The organism is Bosea sp. 124 (assembly GCF_003046175.1).
GTDB lineage: Bacteria > Pseudomonadota > Alphaproteobacteria > Rhizobiales > Beijerinckiaceae > Allobosea.
Window position 1 is genome coordinate 2,575,082 of record NZ_PZZM01000001.1, and the last position, 18,355, is coordinate 2,593,436.

20 protein-coding genes are annotated in these 18,355 nt (G+C 63.6%); 8 read left to right on the top strand and 12 right to left on the bottom strand.

The features are described from left to right. Positions 1-38: 38 nt before the first annotated feature. Entirely contained in the window at positions 39-392 is a 354-nt protein-coding gene (gene tnpB, locus C8D03_RS12200; protein ID WP_108046502.1) for an IS66 family insertion sequence element accessory protein TnpB, read from the bottom strand. Beyond that, a complete protein-coding gene (locus C8D03_RS12205) occupies positions 389-862 on the bottom strand; it encodes a transposase (protein WP_348981699.1) in 474 nt (157 codons plus the stop codon). Before C8D03_RS12205 ends, tnpB begins: the two co-directional genes overlap by 4 nt. A 397-nt stretch (positions 863-1,259) precedes the next feature. Between C8D03_RS12205 and C8D03_RS26135 the strand changes: the two genes are divergently transcribed. Next, on the top strand, positions 1,260-1,505 hold the full coding sequence (locus C8D03_RS26135) for a hypothetical protein (protein ID WP_146170160.1): 246 nt from the start codon (positions 1,260-1,262) through the stop codon (positions 1,503-1,505). Between the two features lie 437 nt (positions 1,506-1,942). Here the strand turns inward: C8D03_RS26135 and C8D03_RS12210 are convergent, their stop codons facing one another. The 10 genes from C8D03_RS12210 to C8D03_RS12260 form a co-directional block, all read right to left on the bottom strand. Then, positions 1,943-2,503 carry a type 1 glutamine amidotransferase domain-containing protein gene (locus C8D03_RS12210; RefSeq protein ID WP_108046504.1) on the bottom strand — a complete coding sequence of 187 codons (561 nt, stop codon included), beginning with the start codon at positions 2,501-2,503 and terminating at the stop codon, positions 1,943-1,945. Between the two features lie 1,882 nt (positions 2,504-4,385). Then, positions 4,386-6,137 carry an AAA family ATPase gene (locus tag C8D03_RS12220; RefSeq protein ID WP_181300925.1) on the bottom strand — a complete coding sequence of 584 codons (1,752 nt, stop codon included), beginning with the start codon at positions 6,135-6,137 and terminating at the stop codon, positions 4,386-4,388. Then, positions 6,137-6,862 (bottom strand): YdaU family protein, encoded by a 726-nt coding sequence (locus C8D03_RS12225; RefSeq protein WP_108046507.1) that lies wholly within the window; start codon positions 6,860-6,862, stop codon positions 6,137-6,139. Before C8D03_RS12225 ends, C8D03_RS12220 begins: the two co-directional genes overlap by 1 nt. After that, positions 6,859-7,086, bottom strand: a complete 228-nt coding sequence (locus C8D03_RS12230; RefSeq protein WP_108046508.1) for a hypothetical protein — start codon at positions 7,084-7,086, stop codon at positions 6,859-6,861. The genes C8D03_RS12225 and C8D03_RS12230 overlap by 4 nt, the downstream gene beginning before the upstream one ends. Then, positions 7,083-7,367 (bottom strand): winged helix domain-containing protein, encoded by a 285-nt coding sequence (locus C8D03_RS12235; RefSeq protein ID WP_248308440.1) that lies wholly within the window; start codon positions 7,365-7,367, stop codon positions 7,083-7,085. The genes C8D03_RS12230 and C8D03_RS12235 overlap by 4 nt, the downstream gene beginning before the upstream one ends. A gap of 201 nt (positions 7,368-7,568) precedes the next feature. Further along, positions 7,569-7,757, bottom strand: a complete 189-nt coding sequence (locus C8D03_RS12245; RefSeq protein ID WP_108046510.1) for a helix-turn-helix domain-containing protein — start codon at positions 7,755-7,757, stop codon at positions 7,569-7,571. Positions 7,758-7,907: 150 nt separating this feature from the next. Then, positions 7,908-8,705, bottom strand: coding sequence for a hypothetical protein (locus C8D03_RS26140; protein ID WP_181300926.1), 798 nt, complete (start codon positions 8,703-8,705; stop codon positions 7,908-7,910). A gap of 98 nt (positions 8,706-8,803) precedes the next feature. Next, positions 8,804-10,045, bottom strand: coding sequence for a tyrosine-type recombinase/integrase (locus tag C8D03_RS12250; RefSeq protein WP_348981700.1), 1,242 nt, complete (start codon positions 10,043-10,045; stop codon positions 8,804-8,806). 338 nt (positions 10,046-10,383) lie between these two features. Continuing rightward, positions 10,384-11,691 (bottom strand): four-carbon acid sugar kinase family protein, encoded by a 1,308-nt coding sequence (locus C8D03_RS12255; protein ID WP_181300928.1) that lies wholly within the window; start codon positions 11,689-11,691, stop codon positions 10,384-10,386. After that, positions 11,688-12,455, bottom strand: coding sequence for a FadR/GntR family transcriptional regulator (locus C8D03_RS12260; protein ID WP_108046512.1), 768 nt, complete (start codon positions 12,453-12,455; stop codon positions 11,688-11,690). The genes C8D03_RS12255 and C8D03_RS12260 overlap by 4 nt, the downstream gene beginning before the upstream one ends. Before the next feature lie 138 nt (positions 12,456-12,593). Here C8D03_RS12260 and C8D03_RS12265 point away from each other — a divergent pair, with 138 nt between their 5' ends. From C8D03_RS12265 to C8D03_RS12295, 7 genes are all read left to right on the top strand, one after another. Beyond that, the gene (locus C8D03_RS12265) at positions 12,594-13,355 is read left to right on the top strand and encodes an SDR family NAD(P)-dependent oxidoreductase (RefSeq protein WP_108046513.1); all 762 of its coding nucleotides are present in this window, start codon (positions 12,594-12,596) and stop codon (positions 13,353-13,355) included. 53 nt (positions 13,356-13,408) lie between these two features. Further along, complete coding sequence (locus C8D03_RS12270; RefSeq protein WP_108046514.1) at positions 13,409-14,665, top strand: ribulose-bisphosphate carboxylase large subunit family protein; 1,257 nt, start codon at positions 13,409-13,411, stop codon at positions 14,663-14,665. A gap of 36 nt (positions 14,666-14,701) precedes the next feature. Continuing rightward, positions 14,702-15,496, top strand: a complete 795-nt coding sequence (locus C8D03_RS12275; protein WP_108046515.1) for an SDR family NAD(P)-dependent oxidoreductase — start codon at positions 14,702-14,704, stop codon at positions 15,494-15,496. Positions 15,497-15,506: 10 nt separating this feature from the next. Further along, positions 15,507-16,415 carry an NAD(P)-dependent oxidoreductase gene (locus tag C8D03_RS12280; RefSeq protein WP_248308441.1) on the top strand — a complete coding sequence of 303 codons (909 nt, stop codon included), beginning with the start codon at positions 15,507-15,509 and terminating at the stop codon, positions 16,413-16,415. Continuing rightward, positions 16,412-16,840, top strand: coding sequence for a hypothetical protein (locus C8D03_RS12285; protein ID WP_108046517.1), 429 nt, complete (start codon positions 16,412-16,414; stop codon positions 16,838-16,840). Before C8D03_RS12280 ends, C8D03_RS12285 begins: the two co-directional genes overlap by 4 nt. Beyond that, a complete protein-coding gene (locus C8D03_RS12290) occupies positions 16,837-17,232 on the top strand; it encodes a hypothetical protein (RefSeq protein WP_108046518.1) in 396 nt (131 codons plus the stop codon). The genes C8D03_RS12285 and C8D03_RS12290 overlap by 4 nt, the downstream gene beginning before the upstream one ends. Before the next feature lie 94 nt (positions 17,233-17,326). Then, positions 17,327-18,304 carry a TRAP transporter substrate-binding protein gene (locus C8D03_RS12295; RefSeq protein WP_181300930.1) on the top strand — a complete coding sequence of 326 codons (978 nt, stop codon included), beginning with the start codon at positions 17,327-17,329 and terminating at the stop codon, positions 18,302-18,304. Positions 18,305-18,355: the final 51 nt, after the last annotated feature.

Here is an 18,355-nt window from a genome sequence, read left to right on the forward strand (position 1 = left end):
CGCCATGCCTGGCACGGACCTGAGTCAGTCTGCCGCACTCACCCGGCGAGCTGCGGACGCCGAACTCTCTCAGGCCGAACCAAGCGCCAATCCAGCCCCTCGAACAACGCCGCAAACATCGCCGGTGACAGTCTCATCACGCCGTCGCGAACCTGCGGCCACACGAACTTCGAGCCCTCCAGGCGCTTGTGCACCAGCACCAGCCCGGTGCGATCCCAGACTAAAATCTTGATCCGGTCGGCCCTTTTGGCGCGGAAGACGAAGGCCGCGCCACTATAGGGATCAAGGCCGAGGACCTCCTGCGCCGCCGCGGCCAGCCCGTCGAGGCCGCGCCGGAAGTCGACAGGTCGCGTCGCCATGTAGATCTTCAGATCGGCGCCCGGCGCAATCATCGCGAGGCCCGCACCGCACGGATCACCTGCGCCAACCGCTCGACCTCGACCGTCGTGCGGATCACCATGCCGTCGATCACGATCTCAACCTTCGCCAGCGTCGATTTCGGCGGCTTCGTCGGCGGTCGGGGCGACGGCGCTTCTTCCACCAGCAGCGGCGCGAACAGCGGCTCCCGGCTCTCCGGAAGGGCCAACTGTCCCTGACGAAGGCGACGCCGCCAATCATAAACCTGCCAGCGCGTCGCGCCATGCTTGCGGGCAACCGCCGTCACCTGCGACCCCGGCATCAGGCTCTCCGCCGCGATCCGCGCCTTCTCCGACGCCGAGCGAACCCGCCGACCCGTCGGACCCTCAACAACCTCAAGTCGGCCTACGTAGCCAGGTGTCGAGACGTCCAAATGGACGTCCATTTTGCCGTCCGCTCCCACCCAAGCCCTCCGTCTCTCGCGATCAGAGGACTCTTGGCACATTCACCTCCCGCCCCACACGAGGGGACCGGCGTGGCGCTTACGAAATAACCTTGCTTCCTATATTCTCTCGTTAGGTGGGTTCCTCGGCATGGGCACGCATTATGTCGCAGTGGCGCCCGGTTCCATCGCAGTTACTTGGAACGAGTCGGACAACAAGTGGCATGCCCGCATCAACGCGACCAAGGATCAGCTCAAGGCCGCTCCTCAGTTCAAATATGAAGGCCGTTTTGCGAAGTAGGCGACCGCACGCAACGCCACATCAGCCTGATTTCGAGATTGGCCTCCGTGAGAGCGGGGGCCTTTTTCGCGATTAATTCGCGATCCGGAACAACGGCGCAGCCGAGCAGTCTCTACTAGGCGCGGGTGCAGGTGGGCTCGCCCAAACCGGAGCCGTAGGATGAGCAATCACGAAGATACCGATATCCGCGTGACGAAGGCGCGCGCGGATCAGCAAAGCGAAGGGGCTGGTGGGGACGCCATTCGGCCTATGCGGGCCGATACACACTCGAATATCGATCCGGCCGTTGAAACACCGATCGAAGGACGCCAGGGATTCTTGGGCAGGCCTGTCCTGGCGGTTCTCGTCGGCGGCTTGCTGCTCGTCGGCGTCGCTTGGCTCATCGTCCACTACGCGACGCGCTAATGATGATCAGAGCTACTTTAGCCAGCCTGGCAGGCACACTCATCGCGCGAGATGCCGCGAAAGGGAATATCCCTGAGAGCCTGACCGTGCCTTTGACCCTGCTGGCTACGAGGCTTCCGGCCCCGGCATTGATCGCGGGGGCGATAGGCTACGGCATCTATCGGCTTAACGTCGAAGGGCGGGCCAAACGGGCGAAGGATGTGACGCCGAAGCGACGTGGTAAACCCGCTGCCAAATCCGCAAAGTCCAAACCCCGCCCATCACGGCGGGCGAAGACAACGCGTTGAAGACACGGCGCGCAACTATGCCTGCGGGGCGATCCCGCAACCAGCAGACGCGACCATAATGAAGCCCGCCAGCGACCACGTTTGCGTCGCGACGGGCCATCTCTTCGAGTTCAGCAACGACGACTTGGTCATTGACCTTTGACGGACCTATCAGGCTGCCTCGCGCTCGTGCCGTCCCTCTAGGATCTCCTCAATAATCTTCGCGACAAATGCCGGCAGGTCGTCGGGCTTGCGTGAGGTGACCACGCCTTTGTCCGAGATGACTTCGGCATCCTGCCAGTTTGCACCAGCGTTGATGAGATCCTGCTTGATCGTCTTGTAGGAGGTAAGCTTACGACCCTTGGCAATGCCAGTGTCGATCAGCAGCCATGGCGCGTGGCAGACCGCCGCGACGACCTTGCCTTGATCGAAGAAGGCCTTGATCAGCGCCAGCGCAGCATCGTTGCCGCGTAAGGTGTCGGGGTTCATCTGTCCGCCTGGCAGCACGATGGCGTCATAGCTGGCGGCATCGACCGCATCGAGCGCCTTGTCGACCTTGACCGCGCATCCCCAATCCTTGTTGTCCCATCCCTTGATTTCACCGCTCTCTGGCGACGCGACATGCACTGTTGCGCCGGCTTCTTTGAGTTTTGCCTGCGGCACTTCCAACTCGGACTGTTCGAAGCCGTTGGTGGCGAGGATGAGAATGTTCTTGCCTGCGAGTTGGCTCATAGGAACTCTCCTTTGCTGAAGGGATGACCAACCAACAGCGGGGGCGGCGATGCGTTCCGAATTGTATGGCGATCTATCTGACGATGCCTGTCAGTGGCCACATTTCGCCGCGTCGCGTAGGATTCACATTTTCAGGCCGTAGAGCCAGCCGATGAGCACGCTTAACGCCATGGCTAGGGGCACCCACACCCAAGGCTCTTTCACTGCTTCAACCATTCCCGCCGGATAGCCTGCCTGCACGGGTAGAGCGAGATGGCGATCTGTCGCGCGAAACCGCATCGTGATTGTTGCGCCTTGCGACATTCTCGCGTTGATGAAGAATTGACGGGCCGGTCACCGCCAAGGATGACCGGCCTTTAGGGCTCGCACGTCAGCAAGTAGGCTCAGGAGCGTCAGTTTGATGCGGCTCCGCCGCCAGCATTGCCCCCACCGGCGCCCCCGGCCTGACCTGCGCCGGTACCGGCTGCCGCAGCGCTCCCCCCGCCAGCGCCACCCGCTGCAGCTCCCACGCCTGCGCCGAGTCCACCACCATTCAGACCCGCACCCACGCCAACGCCGCCGACATTGGCTCCGACGCCGAGCCCGCCGGCTCCGACGCCAACACCGGCTCCGACGCCAAGTCCGCCGAGTCCGGCTCCCAGACCTGCGCCAAGGCCACTGCTGTTAGCACCAGCGGCCAGCCCGGCGCCGACACTCCCGCCGAGATTTGCACCGGCACCGACGCCAACGCCTGCGTTGCTAATCCCGGCGCCCGCCCCAACGCCGGTGTTCGTACCACCGAGGTTCGTGCCAGCGTTCAGGCCAGCCCCAATGCCGCTACCACCGACGCTCGCGCCGAGGCCGGCGTTCACGGTGTTGCCGCCAATGTCGGCTCCAACGCCCAAGCCGGTGCCGATCCCGCTTGCGCCAACGCTGGCGCCCGCCCCGACGTTTGCGCCGATGCCTCCAGCACCGAGACCTGCGCCGAGGCCGACGCCGAGCCCCCCGCCGACACCACCCGTGCCGCCTGGCGTGCCACCCCCAGCGCCGACCCCGCTATTTCCGCCACCTGGCGAGCCGTTGCCACCTCCGGCACCGCCGCCCATCCCCCCTCCCAGGCTCCCCGACATGCCAGCGCCGGAGCCGCCGCCGACAGAGTTACCCGAACCGGGGCCGAGATTGCTGTATTGCAGAAGGACGCGAGACATGATGCGGGCAGAAAGCTTCACGCAGTCAGACCGCGCCTTGCCAGTCATCCCATCGCAGACGTCGCTTTCGTAAGAATTTGCTGGCGCTGATATTGCGCCTGCGAGAAGGACGCAGCCGATGATGCTTGCACTATGCTTATAGTTCATTGCAGCCTCCGAGCGTTTAACCCCCCAACGGAGATACGCGAGCAGCATGAACTCGGTTTCAGAGCCAACCGATTCGAGGCTTACGCTCAGCAAATGCGATTGATAAATTCGTCAGTTTCCACCGGGCAGCCCGGGCATAACGATGCGGGTCACGCTCATTGCCGGACCTGAGAGGTGGCCGGGCGCGCACGGGATGACAAATAGCGCGCGACGGCCAATTCCAGCGAAGCACGCTCCCGACCTAACGACGAATGCTCTGCCGCTTTCTCCAGATCGCGCAAACGGGCCACTGCCTCGCGGAACTGGTCCGAGTTAGTGATTGCGAAGTCAACGCACTGCAAGCGGAGGTCTGAACTCTGGCGCATGGCACCCTCCCTTCGCGTAGTCTCTGCCGTCTCACCTCGATATCAACGTCAAATGACACGCTTTCGGTGCGTCGTGAGGATCTAGAATTTGAAGGTTGGGCGCCGATGCTTCACATACGCGCCTATCGGCGGGACGCGATCGGTCACGCGACCGACGCTGGCCGCGACGCCAACGCGCATCGCCTAAGCAGCCTGCCCCAACGCTCGATAGCTGCCGGTCACTGCCTCGAATCGCCGCTCCTGCCCCATGAACCAGAACTCGACCTGGCCAGGCGCGCCGCACATCGGCTGGCGCCTGATCTTTTTCGCTGAGACGATGGTCTTCCGAGCCTCGTAGTCGCGGTATACGACGATGCCGGCATCGGCCTTGTTGCGCCAATGGGCCGAGCCCGAGATGTCATAGAGGCCGGGCTGTGGCTCCTTTCCGCCACCGGGGTTCTGAAGCTTGGTCGGATGCGCGACGACGACGACCGTCACGTCATGGACGCGGCCGAACAGCTTGCACTTGCTGATGAGCTGCGAGACGAACTCGGTCTCTGACTGGTTGGACGGGCGCGAAGCCTCCAACTCGTTGTAGGGGTCGATGATCAGGCCCCGGATGCCTTTCCGAAGAACGGCGCTACGCGCCCTCTCCAGCACCCAATCGATGCTGGGGGTATGCTCCCCTGCGTCGATGAAGAGAAAACGACTCCGCAGCCACGCTAGAGTCATGGAGAGGCCTTCGTCGTCCAGTCGAGCATTCGGTCCGGGGTGGAATGGCCGCCTTGCCTTGATCTCGCACAGATCGGCGATGTGGTTCGGCGTGCCGGTCTCTGGCGAAAAAACGGCCCATCGCCAATCGTGCAGTTCCGCCATGGAGACTGCAACCTGATCGAGCCATCGGCTTTTCCCATGGTTGGGAATGCCGGTGACCACGACGAACTGGCCAGGGATGATCTTGAACGCCTGATCCAGATCCGGACCCATTCCGCAGGTGAGCGGCTGCGGGCCATCACCACGGTACATTTCCCAAACGGCATCGGAGAAGTCGTCCACATCGTGCAAACCGTCGATAGGCCAGGGCTCAGCGTTGGCGACGCACTCGCGCAGCACCTCCCTGCCGTGATCCATCAGACACTCGTTGGCGTCCTTGGTCTGAGCGTCGCCGGCTGTGGGAAAGCGAACGCGCCAGCAGCGGTCCTTGCCAAGACGGCGCGCTAGCTCCTGCGCCAGCAACTCGCCGGGACCGTCCATGTCCGTGGCGATCAGGATTCTGCCGGCAGCCTCCAACTCGGCAGCATGCGTGGCCAGAGGCTCGTAGCGCTTGTCCGACTGCTCGGGCTTGTCCGGCGCCCCGTTCGGCAGGCTCACCACATTGGGAAGATCCGCCTCGATCATGGCGAGCACGTCCATCTCGCCTTCGACAAAGATCAGATCCTTGCCGGACTCGATCGCGTCGGCGTTGTACAGAACCGGCTCGGGCTGCTTCTCCTGACGAAAGTTCTTGGCTGCGTCGCGGTACTTCACGTTCCGGAGCATGCCCGCCCACTCGTAGGGGAAGGCGATGCAGTCAGCTTCCGCGTCGATCTGGGGGAACCACTGGCGCGAGCGATAGATGCCCATCCGCTCCACCGTGGCAGCGGTGATCCCGCGCGACGCGAACCACGCCAGGAGCTTGTCGGGCCGCTGCGGATTCTCGACGCGGGCAGGGCGATTGAACATGCGGACCTCTTTGCGATGGCGAGGATGGAAGTCGCTGCCGCCGACGCCGCCCGTCCAGGGGCAATGGTGGCAGTCCCATTTCACGCGGTCGTCAAACACCGTGACGGACAGGCACGGGTCGGTTTTCTTCTTCCGGCCCGCTGAGCAGCGCGGGCACGGCAGCTTGTGATTGCCGAGCCTGTAGGAGCGAAGCCGGATGCCCTCGGCTGCAAGTTCGTGAGTGAGGTTCGCCATCACATCCTCCACGAGTTCGGATCGTGGGAGGCGACGACCTGTTGTCCGCGAAGTGCTGCCTCGATCCATGCGACTGGATCGAGCGGGTTCGCGTCGCGGGCATCCTCCAAAACCCGCAGAACGCGGCGACAATCGTCACGTGACGATTTCAGCCATTTGCCGATGAGAGGTCGCGCGGACGCGGTAGGCTTGCCGGTCAGCCTCGCGACGATCGGAACGCCATCGCGAAAAAGCTGGGTCCGCCAGTCAGGTGGGTTGGTCTCTGGCGAAAGCAACTTCAGGGCGGTTTCGCCCGTAGCTTTAGCTACGGAGTATGTGGTTGTGGTTGGTTCAGCATTGCTTCGATTTTCAGGAGGCATTGCTGAAGCATTGCTTCGCCTCGAATTGCCCGACGCTTTGCCCCCGCAACGTCCTGCATTTGCTCGCTTTTCGTACTTTTCCTGCGCCTCGGACATCTCACGTTCGACACGGGAATGACGCCATCCCTCTTTGAAGAACGAAGCCAGGGTGTCCCTGCATGAGGTCCACTCTTCCGGCGTCAAACGTGCGATCCGTTGAAGCATTGCTTCGTCGGTCGGAAGGCTTCCATGGATCCAGTAGTGAGAGATCAGGAGCAGATACGCGCCGTGCTGCGCGGCGCTCAGATGCAGCGTGTCGGCGAGGTAGTCGGCGACGTAGAACGCCATCCACGGCCGGCGGTTAGGGAGGGGAGAGGGCGCGCTCATGGCGCACCCCCGTTCTTGTCGGCAAAGACCTCGGGCACCGTGTCGAGCATCGCCTTCACACACGCGCCGAACTTCTCCAGCGAGCGTTGCAGGGCGATGTCGTCGTTGGTCGCGAGATGGTCGGTCGCATGATCGAGATGAAGCGATGCCATGGACATCGTCGTCATCAGGAAGGCGCGGGGCTGGTATGCCCCGTCGCGATTGATGAAGGGAATGGCGCTCACGACGCCACCCGATCGATTACAGTGACGGGCACGCTGAGCCGATAGCGACCATGCGTTCCCTGATACGGCCCCGAGTGCTTCTCATCGGTGGTGACGATGCCGACACCATCGCGGCGCAGGCGATAGATGTAATGGCTCCACCTCGGCGCGGGCCTTTCGAAGCTGGTGACGCCTCGGTCGCCGGCCTCGATCAACTCGTTTAGCGTCCAGGCGAAGCGCCCGACGAACTTCCGGGGGACAGGGTCATCCGCGATGCGGACGGTAATGCTCGTGATGCTCACGACCGCACCTCCCTCAGCAGGCCAGCATGAGCGGCGATGACGAGCGCGAGGGGCTCGGAGACGGATACGCGGGCAAGGATTTTCTTGATCGCGAAGGCTGTGGTGCTATTGTCGGAATTGCTTGCTGGACAGCTAAGCGAAATTCCGAGGCCGGTACCGCTCTGACCAGCGGCCGGCCTCATCTCGTTGTGGTGCATCAAATCACGCGGCCTCCAGTTCGGCCACGGGAAGAGACGAGAGCCAGGCCTTGAAGTCCTCCGCCAGAATGAGGGTTTTGCGGCCTGACTTTCGGGCTTTGAGCTTGCCTTCCTTCAGCAAGCGGTAGACTTGGCGTTCGCTCATGCTGCCTTCACGAGCAACATCGCAAACGGTCAAAGCGGCTTTGTGCATGGGATGCTCCAGCGCACCCGACCCGCGACTGCGTCATGCAGTGGCTTTGTGATGCGCTGGATAAGCGTGACACGGCCCAAAAAACGCCGTCGAGAGACGAAAAAATCCGCAAATCCCGCCAAAAATCCGCATCCGCGTTTTCGTGCGGAATTACCGACTTCCTGATGGGCGTCCTCTCATCCGATGGCCTTTGACCATCTCCCGCGCACCAGCTCTATTGATGGCGTAATTATCCGTGAAGAACTTCACCGTTTCGTCAAATCCAAGCACAGCTTCAGTTCCACTTTCCCGGGCTGTTTGAATTTCCGACCACTTACGTCGGGCAGCAGCTGGGGATCTATCAGGAGATTGGGCGGTTCGGATTTTATCGGTGGAATCCTTCGTCTCCAGCAGCCGCTCTGCCCCCATTTTGTTTTGAGCTGAAGCCTCAATCGGCGGTTGATCTATTGCGAGTATGGCCGCCTTGGTTTGAGTGAGCCAGGCAAGGAATTGGTCCCGATCGACAATTGCTTCAAACCAATCCCCATCGTTCCGATTTGCGAAAATGACTTCGAGAGACGGGTTGGCTGGAGTGTCGTCGATCTTGTCCCCATGGAGGTAGCTGAAACCCCGCGCCCGATAGAAGTAAGTATGCGGTATAATCTCAAAGGGACTGGCCTGCGAACGACGGCCCGTTATCGCCACATCCCCACGAAAGCACGCTTCACTTAGCATTTGGTCGAAGCGTGAAAATAGGCCGACATCTCTATCCATGACATCGTCAGCCGGAATGTCGGATATTAATGCGTAAATGGAATCCGAAGCAGGGAAATCATCCCGTTGTTCGATGTCGTGAACTTCCTTCAGAGAAGCGGTCGCGTTTGACCAGCTCCAGCCCGTAAAAGCCCATGTTACGGCCTCTTGAAGCCGGATGTGCTTGCCTTCCGGCAGCCCCATTTTAACAACCATCTTGCCGCGCTCCGCGACGCACGGTTTGGAGCATGGGGAAATGGGGCGGTGCTTCCCCACTTTTCGGCCGGCCAGCCTATCCCCATGCGTCTCGATACCTATCCGGCCGTATTTGCTCGGATAGGTGTGATGTTGTTGCCCTTCGCCTTTGGCGTTCCGACGAAGCGCGCCCAAGCGTCCATAATCTTGCGGCGCTTTTCCAGCGCGTCGCCCCGGCGATAAGCGCGCTCGGTCTCGTCGCCAACGACGTGGGCCAGCGCGGCCTCTGCAATCTCGCGGGGGAAGGCAGTCTGCTCGCCGCACCAGTCTCGAAAACTCGATCGGAAGCCGTGCGGCGTGAATTGCTCCATTTGCATGCGGCGCATCAACATGAGGATAGCGTGAGAAGAGAGCGGTCGTCCCTTTCGGGCGCCGGCAAATACAAACTCGCTGGTGCTGCTCTGTTGCAGAGACCGCGCGATATTGAGCGAGCGTCCGACTAGCGGGACGCGGTGAACCCGCCCGGCTTTCATCCTGTCAGCTGGAACGGTCCAGACGCCACGGTCGAAGTCGATCTCATCCCATTTCGCGCCGCGGATCTCTCCGGTGCGCGAGGCGGTAAGGATCAGGAACTCAAGCGCGCGGGCAGCAGTAGCATCACGTTCGCGCAGGCTTTGGACGAAGGCGGGTACGTCATCGTAAGCCATGGCGGCGTGATGGCCGCGGGCTAGCCTTGATCGCTTCGGAAGGAGCTTGTCGAGATGGCCGCGCCACCGCGCAGGGTTCTCGCCAGTGCGTTTCCCCTTGGCCTTCGCGGCATCAAGTACGCGCTCGATACGGCCGCGAACACGCGACGCGGTTTCCGCTTTCGCCTTCCAGATCGGCTTCAGAACGTCGAGCACCTGCTCGGTCCCGACCTTATCGATACGGAGAGGCCAGAGTGAGGCTGCGTGCGTCTTGAGCGATGAGGACCATTGCGCCTGATGCTTGGCGTTCCGGAAGCCGGCCTTGATGTCTTCGATGAGTGTCTCGGCGAACTCTCCAAAGGTGGGCGTCGCATGCAAGCCGGCCTCGGTCGCTGCGATGGCATCCTTTCGAGCCTGGATCGGATCACTGCCCGCATCGATGAGCTTGCGAGCTGCTGCCGCCTTGTCGCGAGCTTCCGCCAGCGTGACGGCGTCCAGCCCGCCGAGGCCCATCTCTTTCCGGCCAGATCCCCAGCGGAACATAAACAGCCAGCGTTTCGCACCGCTGGCGTCGACCCATAGATAAAGGCCGCCGCCGTCGCTGTGCCGCCCCGGCGCCGTCAGTGTGGCGACGCCTCGTGCTGTGAGCTTGTTGACCTGGCGCCCCACCGTCACCCCACTTTTCACCCCACCGGGCGACTGTCATTTCATGACATTAAGGGGCGCAAACTGGCAACAACATTCCGGTTATGTTCGTCGGATGTCCCCAGAGCGTTCATGCTCTGACACGTCGTGGCAGTTCAATTACGCGGACTCCCTGTCCGCCATCATCCCGCTAAGGGATTGATCCAAAAAGAGTTCTGAAAAATCAGTGGCTTGCAGCCGCCCGAGTAGTGCGCGACGGCTCTCGCAATCAAGCTGATGCGTCAGATTTCGGATGACGCGCGCCGCGCGGTGAGCCCGGTGCTCATGACTGATCGCCGCGCCGAGATGTGGCGCCCAGGAGGGTGCCGTCAGCTCGCCATCGGATCGAGGAAGAAGCGGTCCCCGCCTGCCTGTCCGCCCTTGAGGATGACCTCGACACCGTTCAATTCGTCGGTCGAGAGCAGCCGGCAGGTATGGCTTGCCTGCTGCCCGATCGACGAGGCGATCTCAAGCGCATAGGCCCCGCAGCTGCGCATCGCGAAGCTCGAACTGTCGCCCCCGGCGAAGATGACGCGGCGCAGCCCCGCTTCGCGAACCGCTTGCCGGAACAGGCCGGCCAGAGCGTGGCCGACCGCAGGCGCCCGGTCGAGATCGAAAGCCTGCGTGACCTCGCCGCGCGCTGTGTAGACCGCGACCGAGCGCCCGGCCTGAAGCGCAGCGATCATGCCGGGAGCGAGCGCATCCGTTGCGCGCTGCGCTTCGTCCGCTCCGGTGAGGCGTTCGACCGGCAAGTGGATCATCGTCCAGCCCTCGGCCTCCACTGCGGCCAGCTGCGCTGCTGTCTGAGCCGCGCAACTGCCCGAGAGCACGAGGCCGGGCCCTTCATGCGCTTCCGCCGAAAGCTTCGAGACGCGGCCGAGCTGCGCCGCCACCGCGCCGCCCAGCCCCTGCGGCAGGCCCTGTGCGGCGAGGCTGAAGACATTCCGCCGCTGCGCCAGCTGCCAGATCGCGCCGCTGACATGTTCGAGCTGCCGGTTGTCGATCGTGTCGAGAACGACCGGCACGCCGCCTTCGGAACGCTTTGCGATCAGTTCCGCGAGAGGGGCCATATCCCGAGCCAGCTCGGGCAGCATTATCGCAGCCGTCGCCGCGACGCCGAGATTGGCGAGATGGCGGCGCAGATCGGCCTCGTTCATCGGCGTCGACGGGTGCTCGACCAGCGCCGGATTGCGGTCCAGCCGCAGGATTTCGCCGCGATGGCGCGAGAAATGAGTGGCAAAGGCGGTATAGCGGCCGAAATCCGGCGTCGCGGGCAGGACGGGAAGGAGTGCGTCAGGCCAGACGCGGAGTGCCTCTTCGATCGCCACGGAAAAATTCCCCGTCTCTGGCGCGGAATCGAAGGTCGAGCAGATCTTGTACTGGTTAAGACGGGTTCCAAGCGAGCCGAACAGCGCAAAGGCGGCTCTGAGCAGAGCCCGCATCTCGCCTGGTGCGCGTGACCGGGCGACGCCAGCGATACCGACGACATCGAGCGCAGCCGCTTCCTTGCGGACACGTTCGGGATCTGCCGGTTCGAAATAGAGCCGGCAGCGCAGCCCGTATTTGTGGAACTGCGCGAGATTCTCCGAGGCTCCGGTGAAGTCGTCGCCATAGAAGCAGATGACGGGCCCGCTCATGACCTCAGCTCCGCCTTGTCGTCCCGGCTCTCCACTTGCTCGAGCATCTTGCGGAAATGCTCCATATTGGCCTCGACGCCGTAGCATTCGCGCGCGCCGCCGGAATTTCGGGTCTCGATCATCGTGTACATGATCTCGTGCAGCCGGACGGTGTCGGCGAGGCCGCCGCTGGCATGCGAACGGCGCAGCCAGCCCGACACCATGTTCAGCACGAAATTCGCGAGCGTCGCCACGAGCTCGTTCTGGGCGGCGCGGTAGATCGCCCGGTGGAAATCGAGATCGGCTTCGAGCGCCGCGTCGAAGTCGATCGGTTTCGCGGCGACGAGCAGGCGCAATCGTTCGATGCAGGCACGCATCGCCGCGAGATCCTCATCAGTCCGCCTTTGCGCTGCAAGCTCTGCGCAACTGCGCTCGAACAGCGTGCGGACCTCCATCAGCTTCTGCGGGGTCGTGTCCTTGAGATAGATCTCGAACAGCAGGAGCTGGCCTAAGGAAGCCTGTGCGCCGGCACTGACGAAGGTCCCGTGGCCGTGTTTCACGACCAGGATGCCCGCCGCCGCCAGCACCTTGACCGCTTCGCGTACCGGGGTGCGGCTCAGGCCGAGTTCTCGCGCCAGTTCGATCTCTGGTGGCAGTTGCGAGCCGGGTTTAAGGCTGCCGTCGGCGATGCGCTGCTTGATGTGTTCGAGCACGGTTTCGAGTCGGCTGAGCGGTTTCCTGCCCTTTCCCGCGGTCGTTTCCCGGCGGCTTGTCGCGTCGTCCATGATCTCACCCGATGGCGGGCCGACGGGTCCGCATGATGTCGATTCCTTTAGCTTGACAGGCCGGCGGAAGGCAAGACATCATACCTTTAACGATAAGCGAGCCGACAAAGAGCGGCGAGCAGACAGGGTTGGAAACGGATGACCGAGATTGCGCCGGAATTTGCCGGCCGCGTCGCTTTGGTGACCGGCGGGGCAAGAGGCATCGGCCGCGCCTGCTGCCTGCGCCTTGCCGAAGGCGGAGCGAAGATCGCGCTCAACTATGCCGCCAACCACAGTGCTGCGGCTGAGACCAAGGCCATGGTCGAGGCGCAGGGTGGCGTCTGCGAACTCTTTCCGGCCGATGTCGGCGACGAGGCGGCCTTTACAGGTGTGGTCGCCGCGGTGCGCAGCAAGCTCGGCCCGATCTCCTATTTCGTCGCCAATGCCGGCACTACCGGCCCGCTCCATCACTCGGAGCTGACGCTCGACACCTTCCGCGAAACCGTCAGGGTCAATCTCGACGGCGTTTTCATCGGCATCCAGCATGTCAAGGACGACATGCTTGCCCAGGGCCATGGCAGCATCGTTTGCCTGAGTTCGATTGCGGCGCTGCGGCCACGCGCCCGCCAGATCGACTACGCCGCGGCCAAGGCCGGCGTGATCGCGCTGGTGCGTTGCTACGCCGAGGCCCTGGCGCCGGCGGTACGCGTCAACGCCGTCGCGCCCGGCCTGACCGAGACCGACATGCTCGGCCAGCTCGACCAGTCGCTGCTGCCGGCCCGCGTCGCAGCGATTCCGCTCAAGCGCTACGGCAAGGCGAGCGAGCCGGCCGAGGCGATCGCCTTCCTGCTGTCCGACCGCGCCTCGTTCATTACCGGCCATACGATGGTTGTGAGCGGCGGCGATGTCATGACGCCGTGAAGCGTCACACCAAATCTCGCGCTGCAACATAAAGATCATACCTCGTACCAAACATGACCGAGATCCGTGCCCACTACCTGATCGAGACGCCGCTGCCGGTGGAGCAGGCCGCCGCTGCCATTGCCGGCGAGCAGTCGACCGGCACATTCATGAAGCTCGCCTCCGAGACCGATGCCGTGACGGCGCGGGCAGGGGCGCGGGTCGCTCGTATCGAGCGCCTCGCCGAAGTGCCGGTGCCCAGTCTGCCCGGAGCGCGCGCCTCCGCGCGAGCGCGCTACACCCAGGCGAGGATCGAGATTGTCTGGCCTTACGCCAGTATCGGGCCGGACCTGCAGACGCTGATGGCGACGGTCTGCGGCAATCTCGGCGAATTGAGCGAGCTCTCCGGCATCCGCCTGCTGGACGTCGACCTGCCGCCGGAGCTCATCGCGGCCTTCCCCGGCCCCCGCTTCGGCATCACCGGGACGCGTGAGCGTTTCAAGCTCGACGGGCTGCCCGCCATCGGCACCATCGTCAAGCCGAGCATCGGCCTGCTGCCGGACGAGACCGCTCAGATCGTCACACAATTCGCCGAAGGCGGGATCGACTTCATCAAGGACGATGAGCTGACGTCGAATCCGCTCTTCGCGCCGCTCGACGCGCGGATCGCAGCGGTGATGGCGGCGGTCGACCGCCATGCCGACCGGACTGGCCGGCGCATCATGTATGCCTTCAACATCACCGGCGATCTCGACCAGATGCGCCGCGGCGCCGAGGCGATCCTGAAGGCCGGCGGCGATTGCGCCATGCTCAGCCTCAACTGGATGGGGACGCCGGCCGTGCTGGCGCTGCGCCGCGAGTTCCCGCTCTTCATCCATGGCCATCGCAATGGCTGGGCGCTGTTCTCGCGCGCGCCGATGCTTGGCTTCGACTACCGCGTCTACCAGAAGCTGCATCGCCTCGCCGGCGTCGACCACATCCATGTCAACGGCCTGCGCAGCAAGTTCGCCGAGAGCGACGAGTCGGTTCTGGCTTCTGCCCGCGCCTGCCTGACGCCGCTGCATGATGGTGATCCACGTGTGATGCCGGTGCTGTCGAGCGCGCAGACCGTGCTGCAGGTCCACGACACCTATTCGGCGCTCGGCACGACGGACCTGATCTACGCCTGCGGTGGCGGCATCGTCGGCCATCCTGACGGCATTGCCGCTGGCACGCGCGCGTTGCGCGCAGCTTGGGAAGCGGCTCGAGCCGGCATCCCGCTCGCAGTCGCAGCCAGAGAGATGCCCGCGCTGAAGCGGGCGATCGAGACCTTCGAGCGGCACGCGAAATGACCGCTCGATCTGGGATTCATCGGAGACGGAGAACACATGTCTAGACGCCTGGAGAACAAGATTGCGCTGGTCTTCGGTGCCGGCTCGGTCGGCGAGGGCTGGGGCAACGGCAAGGCCTCTGCCGTGCTCTATGGGCGCGAGGGCGCCAAGGTCGCCTGCGTCGATCTCAATCTCGCCGCGGCCGAGCGCACGCGCGAGATCATCGAGAGCGAGGGCGGAACCGCCCTGGCGCTGCAGGCGGACGTGGTGAACCTCGATCGCGTGCGCGAGGTCGTCGACACGGTGCAGTCGACCTGGGGCCGTATCGACGTGCTGCACAACAATGTCGGCATGAATATCGAGGGCGGCCCGGTCGAGACTACGGAAGAACAATGGGATCGCGTCATGGACGTGAATCTGAAGAGCATGTTTTTCGCTTGCAAATGTGTCCTGCCGATCATGGAAGAGCAGGGTTCAGGTTCGATCGTGAATATCTCGTCTCTGGCTTCGATCCGCTGGATGCACTTCAACTATATTTCGTACTACGCCTCGAAGGCAGCGGTGAACCACTTCACCCGGGCAATCGCGATGCAATATGCCGAGAAGGGCATCCGGGCGAACACCGTGCTGCCCGGCCTGATGGATACGCCGCACATCTACGAGGCGATGAAGGCGCACTACACCGACTTCACCGAGATGCAGCGCAAGCGTGCCGAGGTGACGCCGATGAAGCGCATGGGCGACGGCTGGGATATCGCGCATGCGGCGCTCTTCCTAGCCTCCGACGAGTCGAAATACATCACCGGCATCGATCTTTGCGTCGATGGCGGCCTGCACTGCAAGACGCATTGAGGAGCCGGCCGTGACGACCAGTTCTCAATCGCCAAAGATCGGCTTCATCGGCCTCGGTGTCATGGGGCGCCGCATGGCGCTCAACCTACGCAAGGCCGGCTTCGACCTTGCCGTCCACGACTTCAACCGCGCCGCTGTCGCCGAGCTTGTCGCGGCCGGAGCGAGCGATGCTGGCTCGATCGCCGGCGCCGGCGCCGCCGACATCGTCATCACGATGCTGCCCGATACGCCCGATGTCGAAGCCGTGGTGCTCGGCGAGGGCGGGCTCGCAGCTTCGATGCGCCCGCACAGCGTCCTGATCGACATGAGTTCGATCTCGCCGACGGCGACCCGTGCCATGGCCGAGACGCTGGCGGCGAGGGGCGTCGCCATGCTCGATGCCCCGGTCAGCGGCGGTTACCAGGGCGCGGAGAACGCGACGCTGTCGATCATGATCGGCGGCGACGCTGGCGTGCTCGAACGATGCCGCCCGGTCCTGGAGGCAATGGGCAAGACCATCAGCCATATTGGCGGGCCGGGTGCCGGCCAGGTCTGCAAGGTCTGCAACCAGGTCGCGGTCGCGATCAATATCCAGGCCGTCGCGGAGGCGATGACGCTGGCGCGCAAGAACGGTGTCGATCCGGACAAGATCCGGACGGCGCTGCTTGGCGGCTTTGCCCAGAGCAAGGCTCTCGACCTGCATGGCCAGCGTGTGCTCGACGGCAACTTTGCCGCCGGCTTCCGTGTCACCTTGCAGCGCAAGGACCTCAAGCTCGCGCTCGAGAATGGCAGCGCCACCGGCACGGCTCTTCCCGTCACGGCGTTGGTCCAGCAGCTCTACGGTGTGCTCGCCAATACCGGCCGCGCCGATCTCGACAATTCCTCGCTGGCGCTCTTGATGCAGGAGATGTCGGGCATCGCGCCGGAGGGCAGGGGATGAACACAGCCCAACCCGATTTCGTCATGCTGCGCGAGGTCGTCGAGATCGTCGGTACGCGTCGCGTCGTCGCCGTCGATACGATCGCGCATGTGAAGCCCGAGGATGCCGGCCAGGTGGTGATGACCGGCTCGCATGGCGGCATCAGCTCCGGCGAATATGCCGGCAAGGTGCCGATCGCGGCGGTGTTCTTCAACGATGCCGGCATCGGCAAGGAGGACGCCGGCATCGCCTCGCTGCCCTATCTCGAGGCGCGGGGCATCATCGCCGGCACGGTCTCGCATGACAGCGCGCTGATCGGCAACGCGCTGGAGACCTGGCAATCGGGCGTCGTGTCCGCCCTCAATCCATTGGCGGAAAAGGCCGGCTTCGCGCTCGGTGAGCCGGCAAACCAGGCCGTCCGCCGCGTCTTCGGAGGCCGGCCATGAGGAATGAGACCGTTGGCGAGATCGCTGGCCATCGCGTCGTGCTGATGGATTCGATCTCGCTGATCGCACCGCAGGACGAGGGGGCGATCATCATTTGCGGCTCGCATGGCGGGTTGATCTCGGGCGCCTTCGCGGCGCTGCATCCGCCGCATCTGGTCGTCTTCAACGATGCCGGGGGCGGCAAGGCTTGTGCCGGACGCGCCTCGCTCGCGATGCTCGATGCGAAGGGCATCGCCTGCGCCACCACCTCGCACGACACGGCCCGGATCGGTGACGCGCAGGATGCCTGGCTGAGCGGCGTGCTCAGCGCCGTGGGCGATGCCGCACGGCGGAAGGGCCTCAGGGCCGGCCAGAGCGTCAAGGAAGCTGCGGAGGTTGCCGGCAACGCATAGTCCGGCGCACCGAAGCGAGTGGAACGACGAAAACAACAAGCCACAAGCAAAAGCCAACACAGGCAAGAAAAGACCAACACAGGGAGGAATAGCGATGCTCAACACCAAGCTTACGGCGTCTGTCCTGGCGCTCGGACTGTTGCTTGCTGCGCCGGCGGCCAAGGCCGTCGAACTCAGCTTCGCAATGCACACCTCGCCGCCAGGACCCGAATTCCAGGCGGTCGACAAGTTCGTCGAACTGGTCAAGGAGCGGAGCAAGGGTCAGATCAACGTCAAGATCTTCCATTCCGCGGTGCTCGGCGGCGAGCGCGACAATCTCGAACAGCTTACCGTGAACGAAGTCCAGATGACGCTGTTTGGCGATACGCTGCCGAATGTCGTCGCGCCGCCCTATGCCGCGACCGTCGTGCCCTTCGTGTTTCCCGGCCCAGAAGAGATTTTCGAGTTCTGGGCGAGTTCGGCCGGTGCCGAGGGCAAGAAGCTGATCAAGGACAAGGCCAAGCTCGATCTCGTGGCCTTCTTCCGTCGCGGCGACCGTCACCTTTCCGCCAAGAAGGCAATCCGGACGCCCGACGATCTGAAGGGGCTCAAGTTGCGCGTTCCGGAAATTCCCTCCTGGGTCCGGGTGTGGTCAGAGCTCGGTGCCCGGCCGACGCCCGTCGCCTGGCCGGAGGTTTTCAGCGGCCTGCAGATGGGTGTGATCGAGGCGCAGGAAAATCCCTGCTTCAACGTCAACCAGGCCAAGCTCTACGAGGTTCAAACGCACCTGATTTATACGGCGCATGTCCCGGCCGTCTGGCACTGGACGATCAGCTCGCGCTTCCTCGACAGCCTGAGTCCGGAACTGCGCACGGCCGTCGTCAGCTCGGCCGTCGACGCCGCCAAATACGGCGACGAGGTCACCAAGCAGCAGATCGACGGCGTCTGCAACGCGCTGGTCGAGAAGAACAAGATGACCGCGATCAAGGTCGATCGCGCGCCCTTCATCGCCAAGGCTCGCCCCGCCATCGATGAACTCTCGAAGGGCTGGGCGCCGAGCGTCGTCCAGGCCGTCTCCAAGTACCTGAAGTGAGCGCGCGCCGCGGCGAGGGGCGATTGCTTCTCGCCGCGGCCCGGAATGCAA